The organism is Paenibacillus sp. J22P90 (assembly GCF_059692195.1).
In genome coordinates this window covers 328,254-345,502 of sequence record NZ_JCAUAY010000003.1, presented here as the reverse complement: position 1 = coordinate 345,502, position 17,249 = coordinate 328,254, and the positions used below count along the sequence as shown (strand labels likewise).

At 48.1% G+C, this 17,249-nt stretch carries 13 protein-coding genes; 10 read left to right on the top strand and 3 right to left on the bottom strand.

What is annotated here, in order from left to right; translation table 11 throughout:
• Window positions 1-21: 21 nt before the first annotated feature.
• Window positions 22-1,221, bottom strand: a complete 1,200-nt coding sequence (locus tag AC58UX_RS11885; protein WP_497252756.1) for an MFS transporter — start codon at window positions 1,219-1,221, stop codon at window positions 22-24.
• Window positions 1,222-1,279: 58 nt separating this feature from the next.
• Complete coding sequence (locus tag AC58UX_RS11880) at window positions 1,280-2,167, bottom strand: helix-turn-helix transcriptional regulator (RefSeq protein WP_497252754.1); 888 nt, start codon at window positions 2,165-2,167, stop codon at window positions 1,280-1,282.
• A gap of 159 nt (window positions 2,168-2,326) precedes the next feature.
• On the opposite strand from AC58UX_RS11880, the gene AC58UX_RS11875 reads away from it, so the two are divergent.
• The 3 genes from AC58UX_RS11875 to AC58UX_RS11865 all read left to right on the top strand — a co-directional run bounded on the left by AC58UX_RS11875 (window position 2,327) and on the right by AC58UX_RS11865 (window position 6,489).
• Entirely contained in the window at window positions 2,327-3,724 is a 1,398-nt protein-coding gene (locus AC58UX_RS11875) for an MATE family efflux transporter (protein WP_497252752.1), read from the top strand.
• Window positions 3,725-4,044: 320 nt separating this feature from the next.
• Entirely contained in the window at window positions 4,045-4,377 is a 333-nt protein-coding gene (locus AC58UX_RS11870; RefSeq protein WP_497252750.1) for a c-type cytochrome, read from the top strand.
• Between the two features lie 99 nt (window positions 4,378-4,476).
• Window positions 4,477-6,489: an LTA synthase family protein gene (locus AC58UX_RS11865; protein ID WP_497252748.1), complete on the top strand. Its 2,013-nt coding sequence runs from the start codon at window positions 4,477-4,479 to the stop codon at window positions 6,487-6,489.
• 60 nt (window positions 6,490-6,549) lie between these two features.
• On the opposite strand, the gene AC58UX_RS11860 is transcribed toward AC58UX_RS11865, so the two are convergent.
• Window positions 6,550-7,773 (bottom strand): amidohydrolase, encoded by a 1,224-nt coding sequence (locus tag AC58UX_RS11860; RefSeq protein ID WP_497252746.1) that lies wholly within the window; start codon window positions 7,771-7,773, stop codon window positions 6,550-6,552.
• Between the two features lie 237 nt (window positions 7,774-8,010).
• Between AC58UX_RS11860 and AC58UX_RS11855 the strand changes: the two genes are divergently transcribed.
• The 7 genes from AC58UX_RS11855 (at window position 8,011) to AC58UX_RS11825 (ending at window position 17,036) form a co-directional block, all read left to right on the top strand.
• Window positions 8,011-8,787 (top strand): ABC transporter permease, encoded by a 777-nt coding sequence (locus tag AC58UX_RS11855; protein ID WP_497252744.1) that lies wholly within the window; start codon window positions 8,011-8,013, stop codon window positions 8,785-8,787.
• Complete coding sequence (locus tag AC58UX_RS11850; protein ID WP_497252742.1) at window positions 8,784-9,575, top strand: ABC transporter permease; 792 nt, start codon at window positions 8,784-8,786, stop codon at window positions 9,573-9,575. Before AC58UX_RS11855 ends, AC58UX_RS11850 begins: the two co-directional genes overlap by 4 nt.
• A gap of 32 nt (window positions 9,576-9,607) precedes the next feature.
• Window positions 9,608-10,579, top strand: coding sequence for an ABC transporter ATP-binding protein (locus tag AC58UX_RS11845; RefSeq protein WP_497252740.1), 972 nt, complete (start codon window positions 9,608-9,610; stop codon window positions 10,577-10,579).
• A 128-nt stretch (window positions 10,580-10,707) separates the two neighbouring features.
• Complete coding sequence (gene helD / locus AC58UX_RS11840; RefSeq protein ID WP_497252738.1) at window positions 10,708-13,026, top strand: RNA polymerase recycling motor HelD; 2,319 nt, start codon at window positions 10,708-10,710, stop codon at window positions 13,024-13,026.
• Between the two features lie 310 nt (window positions 13,027-13,336).
• Complete coding sequence (locus AC58UX_RS11835) at window positions 13,337-14,428, top strand: GerAB/ArcD/ProY family transporter (protein ID WP_497252736.1); 1,092 nt, start codon at window positions 13,337-13,339, stop codon at window positions 14,426-14,428.
• Window positions 14,428-15,879 carry a spore germination protein gene (locus tag AC58UX_RS11830; RefSeq protein ID WP_497252734.1) on the top strand — a complete coding sequence of 484 codons (1,452 nt, stop codon included), beginning with the start codon at window positions 14,428-14,430 and terminating at the stop codon, window positions 15,877-15,879. The genes AC58UX_RS11835 and AC58UX_RS11830 overlap by 1 nt, the downstream gene beginning before the upstream one ends.
• The gene (locus AC58UX_RS11825; protein WP_497252732.1) at window positions 15,876-17,036 is read left to right on the top strand and encodes a Ger(x)C family spore germination protein; all 1,161 of its coding nucleotides are present in this window, start codon (window positions 15,876-15,878) and stop codon (window positions 17,034-17,036) included. Before AC58UX_RS11830 ends, AC58UX_RS11825 begins: the two co-directional genes overlap by 4 nt.
• The last annotated feature ends 213 nt before the right edge of the window (window positions 17,037-17,249 follow it).

The following is a 17,249-nucleotide window of genomic DNA, read 5'->3' as shown; positions in this document are numbered from 1 at the left end:
TGATAAAATTCCCGTATATTTCTACGCTTCTTTAGGCCGTATGGTTGCATCCAAATTTCGATTCACATACACGAACACAGCACATAGCAGCAAAATACTCATCGTGACATAGAACACGGAAGTGAAGCCATACGCAGCAGCTAAATGGCTGCCGAGCAAAGGGCCAATCAGATTGCCAAGGAACAGCGAGGAAGTATTGAATCCATAAGCTGTCCCTTGAATCTCAGCAGGTGCAAGCTTCATGACGAGTGCATTCAACGAAGGGATCATCCCGCCAATGAACAATCCGAGCATGAATCTGCCGATTAATAGCGTCGAGATATGGGTGGCAAAAGCCTGCGGAATGAAGGCGACAGCCGCCATCGATAAGGCGATAACGAGCGTCATGCGCTGCCCGATTCGGTCACCAAGTCGACCTAATGTCGGGGCGCCGACCAAATTGGCGATACCCGTAATTGCGACGATAAGTCCGGCGAAAAACGCTAAGTGTTTGCCCATGTAGATGGTTTTGGCATACACGGTTACAATCGGTTCGATGCTCATCATTCCGATCTGAGTGATCAAGGATGCAGCAAAGACGGGCAGCAAGGGGCGGAATAAGTGCCATTGTGTGCGCTGTCGCGTTTTTTTCGTGGTGGAAGGCTTACGCTCTTCCCTGATGAAAACCATCACGATAATGCTGGCGCATAGCATGAGCCCTCCCGTGAAGAAGAACACATGGTGGTACCCAAGGAAGCTAGCCAGTACACCGCCGATTAAGGGGCCGATGAGTGTGCCGGCGATCGCTCCTGTTTGCAGTGTGCCGAGTGACTTGCCCGAATGTTCCCGCGGCGTTAGGGAGGCTTGCAAAGATACCGCCATCGAGATGAAGCCGGAGAAGAATCCGTTCAGCAATCTCAGCGACAACAGCTGCCAAGGCGATGTGACGATGCCCATAAGTGCGGTTACGATGGCCATTCCGAATCCTGCGCGCAACAGCATGATTTTGCGTCCGCGTCGATCGGCAATGGCTCCCCATAGTGGCTGGGTCAAAAAGGACGTGATGAATTGGGCAGCTACGATCCAGCCTGTCCAACGGACAACATCATCTAGATCGTGTACCCCTAACTCCCCGATGTAGAGAGGTAAGAACGGAAGAACCAGATTCATGCCACACGTGATGGAGAAGTTCGCGCCCCAAAGTATCCATAATGACTTTTTCCAATGTAAGGGGGTTGCCATGAGAGGACTCCTTCTCTTTTTGTCTCAGTATATCATAAATGGCGTGATCCCCAAGCAACTAGGACCCGTGTGAGAACTGCTGCCGATAGCTCCGAGGGGACATCCCTTCCAGTTTGGTAAAACTAGCTGCAAAATAAGCAGCCTGCTCAAACCCAACCTCCTGGGCAATGTGTGCAATGGGCCGTTCGGTTTGCAAGAGTAGGAGCTTGGCCTGTGCTACTCGTAATTTTAGGAGATACGTGACGGGCGAGCAGCCGTACTCCTTTTGCATACAACGGGCTATGTAGACTGGGTGGAAATTGATTTCATCACCAAGCTGCTTAGCGGAAACCGGCTCGCGAAAGTGCTGCCTTAAATAGGAGGCCGCTTTCTCAGCACAGGCTCTGGAGGCGGAGGTATGATCCGTTTCGGCAGACGCAGACAGCTGGTGCAGGATCTCTTGAAATAATTGCTGTTGGGCAAAACGCACACTGCTCACATGCGCACGGGGTTGAAGCTGCAGAAGCTGATCGAAGACCTCGTACATTTTCTCGGGGTGCTGCAGCGATGTGAACTGTGGTATGCGCATTGTAAAGGGTTCTATAACGAAAGCCTCAATCACATTTGAAGCCGGAGGAGGTTCTTCAAGGGAAATATTTCCCACTGTAGGTTTTATTAACTCCCATGCGCCGCCAACATGGAAATGCAGCCAGTAGGTATGAGTTAGCTCCGAGCATACCTTAGTCGCAAAATGGTAACGGTCCGGCAGCAAAATGACAGCCTGTCCAACCCCCACTTCGAATCGGGCATCCTCCTCACCGATGTAGAAGCAGCCGGAAGTTGTGATTAGGAGATCAAACACTTGGATATTGCTGCGACTGGGGTGCTGTCCTCCCTTGGGGATGGAGTTCAATCCACTCGCGATATAGTGAGGCAGAGGAGGGATAGTAATCTCCAGAAATGCCATGGAACGCACCTTCTTTTATCTGTAATGAAAAGTTGGAATTGTATAAGTTTCAGTTGCGATGTTGATACATGAAGTCAACTATACCAGCTATAATGTGAACTGACTACAAAGTTTCATTTTCATAACAAATAGAGATATGTACTGGATGGTGGCGTGAACATGACGGCTGAGAAAAATAAGTTTTCCTTATGGTTTTTAGCATGGCCTATATTTGTAGAATTACTGCTGCAGCTGTTACTTGGGGCCGTTGATACGCTCATGGTGAGCCGAGTCTCTGATGATGCGGTAGCTGTGGTCGGCTTGGCGAATCAGATCTTTCAAGCAGTTATGATTTTATTTATGACGGTGGCGAGCGGCGCAGGGATTTTAATTGCTCAGAAAATTGGGGCAAAACAGCAGGATTCCGCACGAACGGTGGGGATCATGGCCGTGACGATAAGCGGGTTCATCGGTGCCATACTTAGTGTGATCTTGTATGTCTATGCTGTTCCACTGGCGAGGCTATTTCAATTAGAGGAGCGGTTGCTTCCGCTAGCTCAGACATATATTTCGATTGTCGGCAGCGGCATGGTGTTAACTGCATTAACAGCAACACTCAGCACAGCGATTCGGAACACTGGCAACACGAAGGGACCGATGATTATTGCGATCGGGATGAATGTGATCCACGTGGTTTTGAACTACGTATGGATTAATGGCGCTTTCGGATTTCCGCAGTTAGGCTTAACCGGAGTTGCAATTTCAACATTAGTGAGCCGGTTGCTTGCGACTTGTTTGCTTCTCTATATGTTTGTATCCATTTTTGATCGCAGGATTCAGTGGCGTGATCTTGTTGTTTTCAACCGGAAATTATTTCGTGAGATTATCAAAATCGGTTGGCCGCTCGGCGTCAATATGTCGTCCTGGGTGCTCTCCCAGCTCGCGATTTACTCCTTTTTGGCAACGATGGGCGCTTCGGCTTTGGCAGCTAGAACCTATATGAACACGCTGGAATCCATCTGCTTCATGTTGGGCTACTCGATTGCTCTCGCGGCTCAAATCCAGATTGCTCATTTATTCGGTTCTGGGCAAACGCAGGCGGCGTATAAAGCGGGCTACCGCGGCACATGGATTGGACTCGGCTTAGTCGGGTGCAATAGTGTCCTTCTTTTAATCATAGGAAAAAGCTTTCTCGGTTTCTTCAGTTCAGACCAAGCGATTATTGAGCTAGCCCTCTCCTGCTTAGTGCTGTCAGCGGTGCTTCAGCCGGGAAGGATGATTAATATGGGCTTCGGCAATGCTTTGAATGCGATTGGTGATACCCGATTTCATATGGTGGTTTCGCTGTTCTCGATGTGGTGCGTTGCCGCGGGACTTTCCTATCTGTTGGGATTACACTATGGCTGGGGGTTGGCGGGTATCTATGTGGCGATGATGTGCGATGAGTATTTCCGGGGTGCTCTGGTGGCTTTTCGCTGGCGTAGGAAGAAGCATTTGCGTCTTGCGGAGGGGCGGACGAAGGGGGTGGAAGATGGGCGTAGGATTGAGAGTGGTGATATGAGCGTTCATAGTGCTTAATCCGTGAGCGTAAGGGAGGGAGTGGAAACATCCAACGCTGCCTGCCTCGTACTTGTAGTGATGTATTTTATCACTATGAGGATCAAATCTTACTTCCGCGCCACTGTAGCGATGATTTTCAAGACTATAACAAGGGAATTCGCATTTTAGTGGATTGCCATGCTATAAAAAGCCGCATTTCGCCCCATAATAATCATATGAGAAGCCTCGAATGAGAAGTTCAACGAGGTTGCCCATGTGAGGGTGCCGCGGCTCATCTTTATTTATGAATCCATGCTCTGGTATGATAATAGAAATGAGACTATAAGGGGCATGGGCACATGAAAATGAGAGCAGGTTGGATGAGTGGTTTGATGCTGGTGGCAGCAATAGGTTTAACGGCATGTGGGGACAAGCCATCGGCGACACCGAGTGCGAGCGCTACTACGAAAGTGGATGTTCCAAAGCTTTATCAAAATTATTGTATCTCCTGTCATGGTAATCAATTACAAGGCGGTCAAGGTCCCAATATCCAAAAAGTGGGAGAACGCCTCGATGAGGCCGAAATCATAAAGCGGATACAAAAGGGTGGTGGCGGGATGCCGCCGTTTCAAGTCACGATGAAGGAAGAGGAATTGAAAGCACTTGCAACTTGGTTGGCCGGTTTGAAGTAAATGGTATAAAATGGCAAGTTTAAGGTTCCTTTAAGGTAAGCAACATAATTCCTTCACAATTAAGTTTTACAATAAGGGGCATGAGGAGAGTGATGTAAGATGCACTTGAATTTGAAGCCCCGGAAGCGTCTTTCGAGTAAGAAGAGCTCAAGCCGTCTGGGAGCATCGATTTCACTAGTTTTATTTATGATCGGTTTACCGATTCTGTCTGTTGTTGGTATGGAGTTTCTTGAACGTGGCAATCTATCTGAAACCATGGAATGGATTACTGGTAATCAATCTTTATTTATGCTAAATGTAGGGCTAACCTTCTGTCTGCTGGCCTTCATTTATGCGCTCGTAGGATCATTGGCGATCTCTGGCTCCATCACGACATTACTTCTGGGTCTGATGGCAATTATCTCGTATATGAAAGTGAAAATGATTGGGGAGCCGTTCTTCCCTTGGGATATATTGCTTAACAAAGAGAGTATGGATATTGCCTCGTTAGTTACCGGTAAGGCAGCATTAATTCGAATTGGTGCCATTGCCGCAGCCATTCTTATCGTGTTGGCACTGAGATGGGTGATCCCGCGTGTTACACTGCCAGTTATAGCTAGAATCGGTTTAGGGCTATTTTCGCTCTATGCCTTGTATGCATTTGGGATCAAAACGCCGTTAGCAGGCAAAGTATTAGACCACGCGGGTGTTGATGAAATTGTTTGGGATCAGAAGCAAAACTATGCGAATAATGGTCTCACATTAGCGTTTACCCTCAATGTGAAAAACTCGATCGTTCAGAAGCCGGAGACTTACAGCGAGCAAGCACTGGCTGCGGCTGCGGCGACAATTCAAGAGGCTTCTGCGGGGCAACAGGATACAGGGGTCCGTAAAGCGAAAGCGACCGTTGCAGATGGCAAGAAGCCGAATGTAATTTTCGTCATGAGCGAAGCTTTCTGGGATCCCACACTGTTGACGAATGTCACATTCAGTGAAGATCCGCTGCCAACGATTCACCGTTTGCAGAAAGAGTCTAGCTCAGGTTATTTGCTGTCACCGCAATATGGTGGCGGTACGAGTAACGTGGAGTTTGAAGTGTTGACGGGGAACTCGATGAGCTTCCTTCCTGGCGGATCCATTCCGTATCAGCAGTACATTTCAAAGCCAATTCCGAGCTTAGCCAGTTATTTTGCTGATCAAGGATACAAGAGCATGGGGATTCACTCCTACGAAGGCTGGTTCTGGGATCGGAACAACGTCTATAAGCAGCTAGGTTTTGAATCCTTTAAAAGCAGTGAGCATTTCGAGAATCCAGAAACGAAGGGTTACTTTATCTCTGATGCTGAGGTCGCAAGAAACGTGATAAATGAAGTGGATAAAACGGAAAATCCAATGTTCATTTACACCGTGACGATGCAAAATCATGGACCGTATGATGATCCTCGTTATGGGGAAAATCAGTTTAAAGCAACAGGCGATCTTTCCGCGCAAGCAAAAAGTATTCTAGAAACATACACGCAAGGCGCGCATGACGCAGATCAAAGCTTGCAAATGATGATTGATCATTTTAAGGATTCCGATGAACCGACGATGATCGTTTTCTATGGTGACCATTTGCCAATGCTAGGTATGGATTACCAGGTTTATAAAGAAGCGGGCTTCATTTCAACAAGCGATGCTAACAAATGGTCGTTGGAAGAAATAAAGAAAATGCACAGCATTCCGCTTGTGACATGGTCCAACTTCGACATCCCGAAGCAGGATATTCCGTTGTTGAGTGATTCCTTTTTAGGCGCTCATGTCCTTGATATGCTGGATATGGAAAAGCCAGCGAACTTCGCATTGAATGCGGATCTTGCGCAGCAAGTACCAGGTCTGCTAAGCAACTTGGTCGTTGACCAAGAGGGACAATTGCATGCAACTACGCCGGAATCCGCGGCAACCCTGCTCGATGATTATCGGAACGTGCAGTACGATTTGATGTTCGGTAAGCAGTATTTAGCTGACTATCTGGATCATGATTATTTGACCAAAGGCACACAAGCGGACTACAATGCCGAGTTTGGCGGCACGGACGCTGTAAAAACCGAAGCGCAGGGCAGCAACGACGCGAAGTCGTCAAGTACGCAGTAGCTAGGATATAATTAAGGCCCTCTCTCAAGAAGTTGCTTGGGAGGGGCCTTTTTGTGCTTTTTACAGAGATCCGCTTACGAGCAATCCCTTGAAGCATACGGCTTGACGCGACGTTCTTCGCGCTACGGCTTCGGCCGAGCAGCTGGCAGGCAGGAGCACAAAGCTTGCGGTGTCACCAACTTTTGGCCATACTTGTTCACCTTTTGGGTCGAGCGGCATTATCCCGCCAGTAATGAAGCCAAGAGATTGAGAGAGCGCGTACTCATCGTTATAGCCGTAGAGTTCAGCGAATCGCCCAGCCCTCTCCAGCTGATCGCCACTGCCAAATGGAGACCAGTGATCCGTCAGGCTGTCTGTTGCTAATTTCACATGAACACCCTTGTTATGCAGCATCGGGAGAGGCATTGTAGATTTTCCGATAGGCACCGTCGAGGCAACGGACATGCCAAGCGAAGCCATTCTTGCAGCGACTTCTTCAGCTTCCTGAATAGGAGCACTAGCGAACCAAAACGCATGGCTAACGGTCACTTTATCTTGCAAGCCAGCTTCTTCCGTTAAATCAGCCAGCCGCAGCAAAGTTTGCTTCCCTTCTTCATGTCGATCATGCAAGTGTAAATCAATGCCGACATTGTTCATCACCGCTAGCTCTACCATGGTCTGCAGTGACTTTTCAATATTGCCATCAACCGTGTATGGATCTACCCCGCCGACAAGGGTTGCTCCTTCTGCCAAGGATTGCTTTACGAGCCCAACAGAATCTGATCGAAGCAGCCCATGCTGCGGGAAAGCGACAATTTCGGAAGAGATTTTACCAGAAAAAGTCTCCAAAGCTAGCTTAGTTGCCTCTAACCGGCGTAGTCCACTGACAGGTTCGATGTTACAATGGCTGCGGACATACGTGGCTCCAAACCCCTGAATTAGCGCCAAAATGCTCTCAGCTTGCCGTCTTGCCGTAGGCAGTAGTTTAGGCAATAAAACTTTTTCTTCTTCAATCCGCTCGAAAATGCTGGAGATTTTTTTCACCGCATTCCACGGTCCGTCAAAATACGTTTTATCTAAATGAATATGCGCCTCCTCGAAAGAGGGCAGCAGCAGGAACTCCTTGCAGTCGTACCTAGGAAGATGGCTCTGAGGTTCCATTTCCGCTCCAATGATTTCGGCTATAGCGCTGCCTTCAATCCTAACATGACAAATCTTCGTATGTGTACCAACCACTTGTCCATCTTCTATGACATAACCTTGCTCTAATCTCACATTTGTTAACCAATAGGAAGTATTCAACATGATATCCGTCCTTTCAAAAATAATTTCGGAATAGGAAGTCTCGGCGTCTTGGATACATTGTACAACAACCCCAACCCCAACCCCAATCAGTTAGACAAGTAAGAGGGAGTATGGGGAAGAAATAACTGTTGCCAACAACAGGGTTATTTTGGTAATATGAGATTCCGTCTCTACGCGGCGACTGCACGGCAAACGAAAAGGCTAACCGATCTTGAACGACAAAACAGGAGGTGTTTTATGCTTTTCGCGGTTTTAGCGCGCAAGGCGTACGCAAGGAATTTGCAGTATCGTGGCTCGCATATGCTGCATAACGCAGTTAGCGCAGTGTTTGGCTTCATTTATGCCAGCATCTGGATGGGACTTGGCAGCGACACATCGCTCGGTGAGTACGGTGCCCACGGAATCGTGAGCTATATTGCTTTCAACCAGGCCATACTGTGGATTACACAGTTTACGACGAACGGACTCGGACTCGAGCAAGCGGTTCGGACAGGCCAAATAGCGGTCGATCTGATGCGGCCGGTGCATTTATTTTACCAAGCGATGAGCCGTGAATGGGGCCAAGTGTGGTATCAATTTTTATATAAAAGCATTCCGATTTATGTCCTCTACATCTTCATCTTCTCCTTACAGCTTCCACAGCACGCTTCGGTGTATGGGTGGACAGCACTCTCGCTCGTTATGGCCTCTTATATTTCGATCAGCATGAATTACTTAATTGGGGTTGCTGCACTGTGGACGACCGAATCTCGCTGGTTTTACTGGGTGAACTACTCGTTCGCGATGCTGTTATCAGGCTTCTTTATCCCTGTAGAATGGCTGCCGGGCTGGCTCCGGACCATCAGCACGTACACACCTTACCCTTATTTACTCTACTACCCAACACGAATCTACCTCGGACTTGAACATGGAACTGTTGTGCTCGGCTCTCTCTTGTGGAGCATCGGGTTTACTTGTGTCTGTTTGGCCGTTACCCAAATGGTTCGCAAGAAGCTGGAGGTGCAGGGCGGATGATCTCGATTCGGCTGTTTATGCTGCTGATTAAAGCAAGCTTTCGAAGTCGTATGCAGTATAAGTTCAATTTTATTTTCTCCACGATCATGGCTTCGTTCATTCAAATATCAGAGTTCTTAATGGTAGCGCTAGTGATGATGAAATTTGGTCATATCCACGGCTGGACACTGTACGAGGTGAGCTACTTGTATGGGGTGATGATGATTTCCAAAGCGATCTATCGCACACTTGCTTCCGATGTGCATCATCTCGAAAAATATCTCGTTTCAGGAGATTTGGATGCGATACTGATTCGCCCAGTTCCCGTACTGCTTGCCCTGATGACGCAAAATTCCCGGATTCTAATTGCCGAAATCGGACAAGGGCTGATTCTGCTCTTTATCTCGATGAAAGCGCTGTTAGCAAGCGGGCAAATTGGCTGGAGCGCCATCCCATGTACAGGTTTCATTATCCTCACAGGCGCGGTCATTCTATTCGCAATTGGGCTTGCGACGGCGGCGGCCGGCTTTTGGCTCACACGCATTGAGTCCCTGCAAAATATGACCGAAGACGCCTCACAAACAGCAGCGCGTTATCCACTCAGCATTTATCCCAAATGGCTGCAAGGCGCATTATTAGTGCTCGTACCGGTAGGGTTCGTTAATTATATCCCTGCTCTCTATGTACTGAGACATCAAGGAGGCGTAGGCCTTCCCCTAGGTACTTTAGCGGTTTCTGTAGTTGTAATGTGGCTCGCCATGCGATTCTGGAAGCTAGGACTTTCACGCTATCAAAGCACAGGCAGTTAATTCGATGTTCAAAAAGGGAGAGCAAGCAAGCCATGATAACGGTTAGACATTTACGCAAAACCTTTCAATCCCCCGTCATCCAAGAAGGGAAGTTTTCGGGGATTCGGACCCTTTTTTCCAGGGCATATAAAGAAAAAGAAGCCGTGCGCGATGTGAGCTTCGAGATTGAAACCGGCGAATTCGTCGGGTATATTGGACCTAATGGAGCGGGGAAGTCGACGACGATCAAAATGCTGACAGGCATCCTGCATCCAACCTCAGGGGAGGTGCTCATTCATGGTCGCAGCCCGCAGAAGCAAAGGAAGCAGGTTGTTCGGCAGCTTGGGGTTGTTTTTGGACAGCGAAGCCAGCTGTGGTGGGATCTGCCTGTGAAGGATTCCTACGAAATCCTCATTGCGATGTATCGCGTGGGAGAGGCGGATGCTCGGCGTCGCTTAGGCGAACTGACAGAGCTACTGGATTTAAAAGAAATTCTAGATACTCCCGTTCGCAAGCTCTCCCTCGGTCAGCGCATGCGAGCGGATTTGGCGGCTTCGATGCTGCATGATCCGGATATTTTGTTCCTAGATGAGCCTACAATCGGTCTGGATGTCGTTGCGAAGCGGAATATTCGCGGCTTCCTGCAAACGTTGAATCGGGATTTCGGGAAGACGATCTTGCTGACGACACATGATATGGACGATATCGAACAGCTATGTCCAAGGGTTATCGTCATTAATCATGGACAAATTGGTTATGATGGTTCCATAGACAAGCTGCGAGATCGAATTGGCTTACCAACGATGATGAAGGTCTCCTATCGCGGTGAGATTCAAATACCTGAGAGCTGGGAGCTGCCTTTTCGCGTGGTGGAGAAAGAAGCTAATCTGCTGACGATTGCCTGCAACCGTCAAGAGCTGAAGGCAATGGACGTGCTGCGCATTGTGAGCGGCTGGGGTGATATGGACGATGTCCATATGGAAGAACCAGAATTTGAAGAAGTGATACAAAACGTGTACCTTTAATAGACGAAATAAACGGCTACGCCGTCCTTCAAGGACGGGAGCGTTTATCTAGAAATTCAGCATAATTAGGAAGTGAAACATATAAATGCTGATATTTTACAGAAATCACTTGGGAGTGGAATGAAGCCATGGCGATAGGGAATGAAGAACGAGAGAAGGAAGCGCAGCGCGTCTCTGTGGTGCGAACCAAGATTAAAGAGCGTATCGTAGAGCTGCGCCAAACGGTGGATGACCGCAGATCAGAAGCGACGGCGATTGGCCGGAGCTTCTGGGACGATATTTCCGTCAACGCAGACAATGACGATGATTTGATTGAAACAGCAGCGAGTATGGCCCAGCAGGAGCACGTGTTGCAAGGGCAAGAGCGCAGCTACCGTCTTGCGCAGGATGCCCTGCGCAAGCTAGAGCGAGTCGTCGATGCGCCGTATTTTAGCCGGATCGATTTTCAAGAGAAGGGCGAGCAAGAGCGGGAGAAAATCTATATCGGGTTGACCTCGTTTATCGATAGTAAAACCGATGAAATTCTCATCTATGACTGGCGTGCGCCTATCGCCAGCTTGTTCTATGACTATCCGCCGGGCCCGGCGACGTATCGCACGCCAGAGATGGACGTCAGCGGCGAGCTATGGCTGAAGCGTCAATATATCATCAAGGCTGGCGAGCTGCAGGATGTGTTCGACACGGGCATCTCGATCGGTGATGAGATGCTGCAGAAGATGCTCAGCCGCAGCGCAGATGAGAAGATGAGCTCCATCGTGACGACGATTCAGCGCGAGCAGAATCAGATCATCCGCGATGATCAGCACAAGGTGCTGGTCGTCCAAGGTGCGGCTGGCAGTGGTAAGACATCCGTCGCACTGCAGCGCATCGCGTACCTTCTCTATAAGTATCGGACGACGCTTAGCGCCGATAATATGATTCTCTTCTCGCCGAACTCGCTGTTCAGCGATTACGTATCTCGCGTCTTGCCAGAGCTGGGCGAAGCGACGATGCAGCAAACGACCTTTCAGGATTATTTGACGCATAAATTAACCGATACGGGGCTGAAGCTGGAGGATCCGTACGATCAGCTGGAGTTTATTTTGACTGGCAATGATCAGGATCCCGTTTACGCTGCACGCTTGCAGAGCATAACCTACAAAACCTCCGAGGCTTTCCTGCGTGTCATTGAAGCCTACGGGGAGAAGCTGAAGCAGGGCGGAATTCGATTCGTTGATTTAGCAGTTGGTAAAAAGGTGCTGATCACCGCAGCTGAGTTGAGCGAGCGTTTCTACGGTAAGCCTTCGATTCTTGCGATCGGTGAGCGCATGGAGCAGCTGTCGGAGTGGATACTGGAGCAGCTGGACGTGTTTCAAGCCGATGTGCAGAAGCGGTTTTATCGCAAGCTTGTGCGTGAACCGAAATATATGGGCACAGAGCCTGAGATGAAGAAAATGAGCCGTGTCAAAGCGCATAAAGCGATCACCCCGCTCAGGGAAAAAGCGCAAAAGCTAGCTTATGTCGACGTGCTCGGCATGTACAAAGAGCTCTTCACCGATACGAGCCTTGGGCAGGAGCTTGTGAAGCTCGCTGGTCAGCCGCTGCCAGAAGCATGGGCAAAGATCAGTACCTTCACCGTGGAAGCGCTGGAGCAAGGTCATTTACGCTACGAGGATGCCACACCGCTTGTGTATTTGAAGGGACTTGTCGAGGGACAACTGCGTGTGGGCACGATCCGTTATTGTCTGGTCGATGAAGCGCAGGATTATTCCCCATTCCATTATGCGTATTTGAAAAAGCTCTTTCCACGCGCTCGCTTCACGCTGCTTGGCGATTGGAACCAAGGGATCTTCACGCATGCGAACGCCAGTTCTGGCGAAGGGGCAGGCGCAGCTGGTCAAATGAAAAAGCAAGAGCAAGGCTACAGCTCGATTAGTGAGCTGATGGGCGAGGACGAGACCGAGACGATTCGTCTCGTCAAGAGTTACCGCTCGACACGCGAAATCACGGACTTCGCGTGTCAGGTGCTGCCGGGCGGCGAACCGGTGGAACCGTTCAGCCGCAGCGGCGAAGAGCCTCGCTTGCTGCGCGCAGCAAGCGAGCAAGAGCTGGTCCGCCTCGTTGCCGAGGCGGCGGCCATGAGGCGCGACGGCGGCGCAAGCTCCGTCGCGATCATTTGCAAGACCGAGCGCGAGACGGAGTCTGCGCACGGACGCTTGAGGCCGCTGCTGCCGGACCTCACGCGGATCAGCAAAGATACGCTGCACTACGAGGCAGGCGTCATGATCTTGCCGGCGTACCTCGCCAAAGGGCTCGAGTTCGACGCGGTCATTCTCTACGACGCCGGAGCAGCTGTCTACGCGGAGGCGAAGGAACGCAAGCTGTTTTACACGGCTTGCACCCGGGCTCTTCACTATTTAGATGTCATCTATCTAGGTGAATTAACCCCTTTTCTTCCGCACAGATAGACATACGTCCATACCCATCCGCCCTGCCTAACATAGAATACATGGAGCAAACAAGATCAGGTCTAGCAGGCGGAAGGGGGAACTAACCATGTCAAACGTTGGATACTCCAGCACAGCAGTTGTTTTGGTACTGTACATTTTGTTGGTTATCATATTGGCAACATTCTATTAATGTAGTTGACCGCATAAGCCGCCTTCCGATTGTAGGAAGGCGGCTTTGTTGCGTGTTTACGCATAAATTCCCAGTTACGGGAAAAGTTAACGATACCTGTTGTTGTATGTCCACCTCATACCAAAGAGGGAGAACTTTATGCCTGTAAAAAACCGGATTACTACACTTCAACTATATTGTATCGTGATTATTTCAATTGCTATAACGAATCACGTCCTGTTAATCCCTGTGCTGCTGCACTACGGGAAGAGGGATTCCTGGTTTGGGGCCTCATTGGCCATTATCCCCATGCTTTTTATAGCCGGTCTGATTTATTTCCTGGTGAGACGAACGAAACAGGGAGAGTTGATCGAGTGGGTCAGAATGAGAGTGGGAAGATGGGGGACGTATTTCTTTCAATTGATTATCCTATTAAGCTGTTTTACGCACGCCGTGATTACCATCAAAGATGTCACCATGTGGACCCATATTACCTATCTGCCAAGAACTCCTATGTTTATGATTATGTTCTTGTTTATCTTATTTTGCTTTTTTGCAGCAAGAGAAGGCATTCAGGCGATTGCAATTACTTCGGGTATTCTTTTACCGGTTGTTATTATCCTAGGGTACTTTGTCATGGGGGCAAACTTTCAATACAAGGATTACACGCTGCTCATGCCACTTTTTACACATGGGTATGGTCCGACTCTCATTTGTGTGCTGCTAACCTGCAGTGCTTCTTTCGAGATTATGAGTGTTCTCGTTATACAGCATCATGTTCGAACCCGTATCCGGTTGCGAGGGTTGTTAATTCTGTCCACTTGTGTCATTGGGCTTACAATAGGTCCATTAACAGGGGCGATCGCCATATTTGGTCCCTTCGAGGCGGCAGATATACGATTTCCAGCTTTTGAACAATGGCGCATGGTGACTCTTGGGAAATATATTTCCCATTTGGACTTTCTATCCATTTTTCAATGGATTTCTGGGGCCTGCATGCGTACCTCGATCTTAATGTTCATGAGTGTAGACATGATGAAAGTTCAGAAAAAATCAACTAGAACACACATCCTCATTTGGATCAGTTTAGGTCTGTTTGGACTAGGTACGTACCCCGTATCCGATAACCATATGGTACTGTGGCTGCAAACCTATTATTATACGGCAATGTTTGTAGTTGGCTTGGTACTGTTGTCGTTCTTGCTTGTGGTCTCGATGCTGCCTGTACGGAGAAAGGAGAAGGATGCTTAGTGAATGAGCAAGATTTTCGCGAATGGTTTGCTCTTTCGGACGACATCATTATCAAAACATATCCAGTCACAAGCGGTGAAATGGTCCAGCGTGTTACGATGCTGTATTGCGAAGGCATGGTTAGGACCAACATGATCGATGGTCTTGTGCTGCCTAAGCTACAGGCTTTTGTTGACAGTGATTTTTATCGAAATGAGGATGCTTTGGATCTAAGCTCGATGCTGCAATTTGTGCAGTTGACAGGTAAACAAATGGTAGCCGACATGAAATTAGCTGCTTATGCGGGACAACTGATCTTATTTTTTGAAAATACCCAAGCGATGTATGCACTGGATATTGCTTCTCCACCGAATCGTTCTCCAGAAGAATCAAGTACGGAAACATCCATTAAAGGACCTCGCGACGGATTCACAGAAGATGTGATCACGAATATCGCTTTAGTTCGTAAACGATTGGCCACACCGAGCTTATGCTGTGAGAAGATACATTTGGGGCGAAAAAGCAACACAGTTGTTGCCTTATTGTATCTAGGCGACGTCATCAATGAGTCGGTTCTTCAAGAGGCGAGAGACCGATTGCAAGAAATTGATGTCGATGCAGTTATTAGCAGTGCACAGCTCGAGGAGGTCTTATCAGGGCGAACGTATTCAATATTTCCACTGTTAAATTACACAGGAAGGCCTGACTTTGTGGCGGATAGCCTGCTGCGCGGGCGCTTTGCAATCATCGTAGACGGATCTCCGATGGCACTCATTGCGCCAGCTGGCTTGAGCTTTATTTTGAATTCACCTGAAGATGTTCATAATTCCTTCTTTTTCGTCGCTTTCGAACGTGTGCTGCGAATGATAGGTTTAATGATCTCGGTATTATTACCTGGACTGTGGATTTCAGTTTCCAGTTTTAATTTGGACCAAATTCCTTATCAGCTTGTGGCCACGATCTCTTCTTCAAGGCTAGGTTTGCCATTATCGGGGCCAATGGATTTTATTATTATGCTTCTGTTATTTGAATTGTTTCGAGAAGCGGGTGCCAGGTTACCTAAAGTTGTTGGACAAACCGTCACGGTAGTAGGTGGTCTAATTGTAGGGGATGCGGCGATCCGTTCGGGTATTACTAGTCCGACAACACTGGTTGTTACTTCCTTGTCTACCATCTCGATGTATACACTGGTCAATCAATCGCTCGCAGGGACAATTACGGTATTGCGTATCGTTATTCTTTTGATTTCAACGGTATTTGGTATCTATGGTTTTATGATGTCCCTCATGGGTCTTGTTCTTTTCATGTCTACGCTCCAGTCGTTTGGCGTTCCATACCTCTCTCCATGGTCACCAACTCAATTCGGGGAAATGATTGCATCTCTGTTGGCCAAGCCTTGGAAGAAGCTAAAACGAAGACCGCATGATCTCAGCCCGAAAGATGACTCCCGGCAAGGGGGGCAACCTTCATGAGGAAAACAGCTCTTATGAAATTGGTAGTGGGCGTAGTCGTATTAAGCAGCCAAACTGGCTGTTGGGATATGAAAACCATACAAGATACGAATTACATGACAGCGATTGGTTTTGATTATAAAGATGGGAAATACATTGTTTATGGGCAAATGCTTGATTTCGCCAGCGTGGCCAAACAAGAAGGTGGGCAGTCGTCACAAGTGCCTTTGATTTGGGTTGGCAGAGAGGAAGGTACAACAGTAAGCGACGCGTTCAATAAGCTGTATCGTACGTCTCAGCAACGCGTTTTTTGGGGACATGTCGGTGCATATTTGTTCTCAAAGAGTGCACTTGAACAGGGCATTGGTAAATTTACGGACGGATCCGTTCGGTATAGTGAAACGAGATTCACCCAATGGGTGTATAGCACGGATGAGTCGATCGAGGCTGTTTTCTCCGTTATCCCGTTCTTTAATGTCTCACCCATGAGCTCCATATTAATGCAACCGGTAGAAAATTATCGACAACATTCGTTCATTCCTCCGCATCGCTTATTTGGAGTAGCTTCGAAATTACGGGAACCCGGGTATACCTTGATGCTCCCCACGTTAGACATCGAAAAAAAGACATGGGCCAAAAATGAAAAGCCAGATCCGAAATTAAGAGTGAGCGGCGCTTACTCCTTGGATAAACGAGATAAAATAGAATGGTTTTCGGATAAGCAATTTATCGGTGCTAGATGGTTGAATAAATATACGACTCGTACCCCACTAGTTGTGTATCTAGAGGGGAAGGCCGTTCAAACTGTGAATACCAAACCGAAGTCTCATATTAAGGTACGAACGCAGGGAGGGCAAGCTATCTTCGATATTGAGATTAAAGCCCCAATTGGTATTGCAGAATTATTTAAAGAGATCGAGGAGAGTGAGCTGGAAAAGATAATATCCAATCAAATCAAGGAGGAGATAGAGCAGACTTTTAAGCTTGGCAAAAGCCGCGGAATTGATGTGTACTCTTTAGAGCATGTTTTGTATAGAGATGAATTCAAGGAATGGGCGAAATTAACCAACTATGGTGAAAAACCGCTAAGTGACTATGAGCTCGGCAACATTACGGTGAAAGTGATTGTTCTCCACTCTGGGATGCTCAAGATGAAAGAAAAAACGACACAATATTAGTTTATAAATAGGCTGCCTACTGACGGTTCGATGCTCAGGGGCGGCTTTATTATTTTTGTAGTAGTCCCCACCCCAGTTTAGAAAAAATTAAGAATTGTTTTAGGCCGTGTTAATAGGCGCTTTAGTGGCACTTAAGTCTTGAGGGCTAAGATAGTCAATATGGAAGCGCAAGTAGCGCAGCCAAATTAGAGATAGCGTATGGATTACGCGGAG

Excerpts from the sequence above, each read along its gene's own strand:
- AC58UX_RS11850 (WP_497252742.1), top strand. The coding sequence starts at position 8,784 with ATGATCTCGATTCGGCTGTTTATGCTGCTGATTAAAGCAAGCTTTCGA.
- AC58UX_RS11845 (WP_497252740.1), top strand. The coding sequence starts at position 9,608 with ATGATAACGGTTAGACATTTACGCAAAACCTTTCAATCCCCCGTCATC.
- AC58UX_RS11875 (WP_497252752.1), top strand. The coding sequence starts at position 2,327 with ATGACGGCTGAGAAAAATAAGTTTTCCTTATGGTTTTTAGCATGGCCT.
- AC58UX_RS11885 (WP_497252756.1), bottom strand. The coding sequence starts at position 1,221 with ATGGCAACCCCCTTACATTGGAAAAAGTCATTATGGATACTTTGGGGC.
- AC58UX_RS11865 (WP_497252748.1), top strand. The coding sequence starts at position 4,477 with ATGCACTTGAATTTGAAGCCCCGGAAGCGTCTTTCGAGTAAGAAGAGC.
- AC58UX_RS11835 (WP_497252736.1), top strand. The coding sequence starts at position 13,337 with ATGCCTGTAAAAAACCGGATTACTACACTTCAACTATATTGTATCGTG.
- AC58UX_RS11860 (WP_497252746.1), bottom strand. The coding sequence starts at position 7,773 with ATGTTGAATACTTCCTATTGGTTAACAAATGTGAGATTAGAGCAAGGT.
- AC58UX_RS11825 (WP_497252732.1), top strand. The coding sequence starts at position 15,876 with ATGAGGAAAACAGCTCTTATGAAATTGGTAGTGGGCGTAGTCGTATTA.
- AC58UX_RS11880 (WP_497252754.1), bottom strand. The coding sequence starts at position 2,167 with ATGGCATTTCTGGAGATTACTATCCCTCCTCTGCCTCACTATATCGCG.
- AC58UX_RS11870 (WP_497252750.1), top strand. The coding sequence starts at position 4,045 with ATGAAAATGAGAGCAGGTTGGATGAGTGGTTTGATGCTGGTGGCAGCA.
- helD (WP_497252738.1), top strand. The coding sequence starts at position 10,708 with ATGGCGATAGGGAATGAAGAACGAGAGAAGGAAGCGCAGCGCGTCTCT.
- AC58UX_RS11855 (WP_497252744.1), top strand. The coding sequence starts at position 8,011 with ATGCTTTTCGCGGTTTTAGCGCGCAAGGCGTACGCAAGGAATTTGCAG.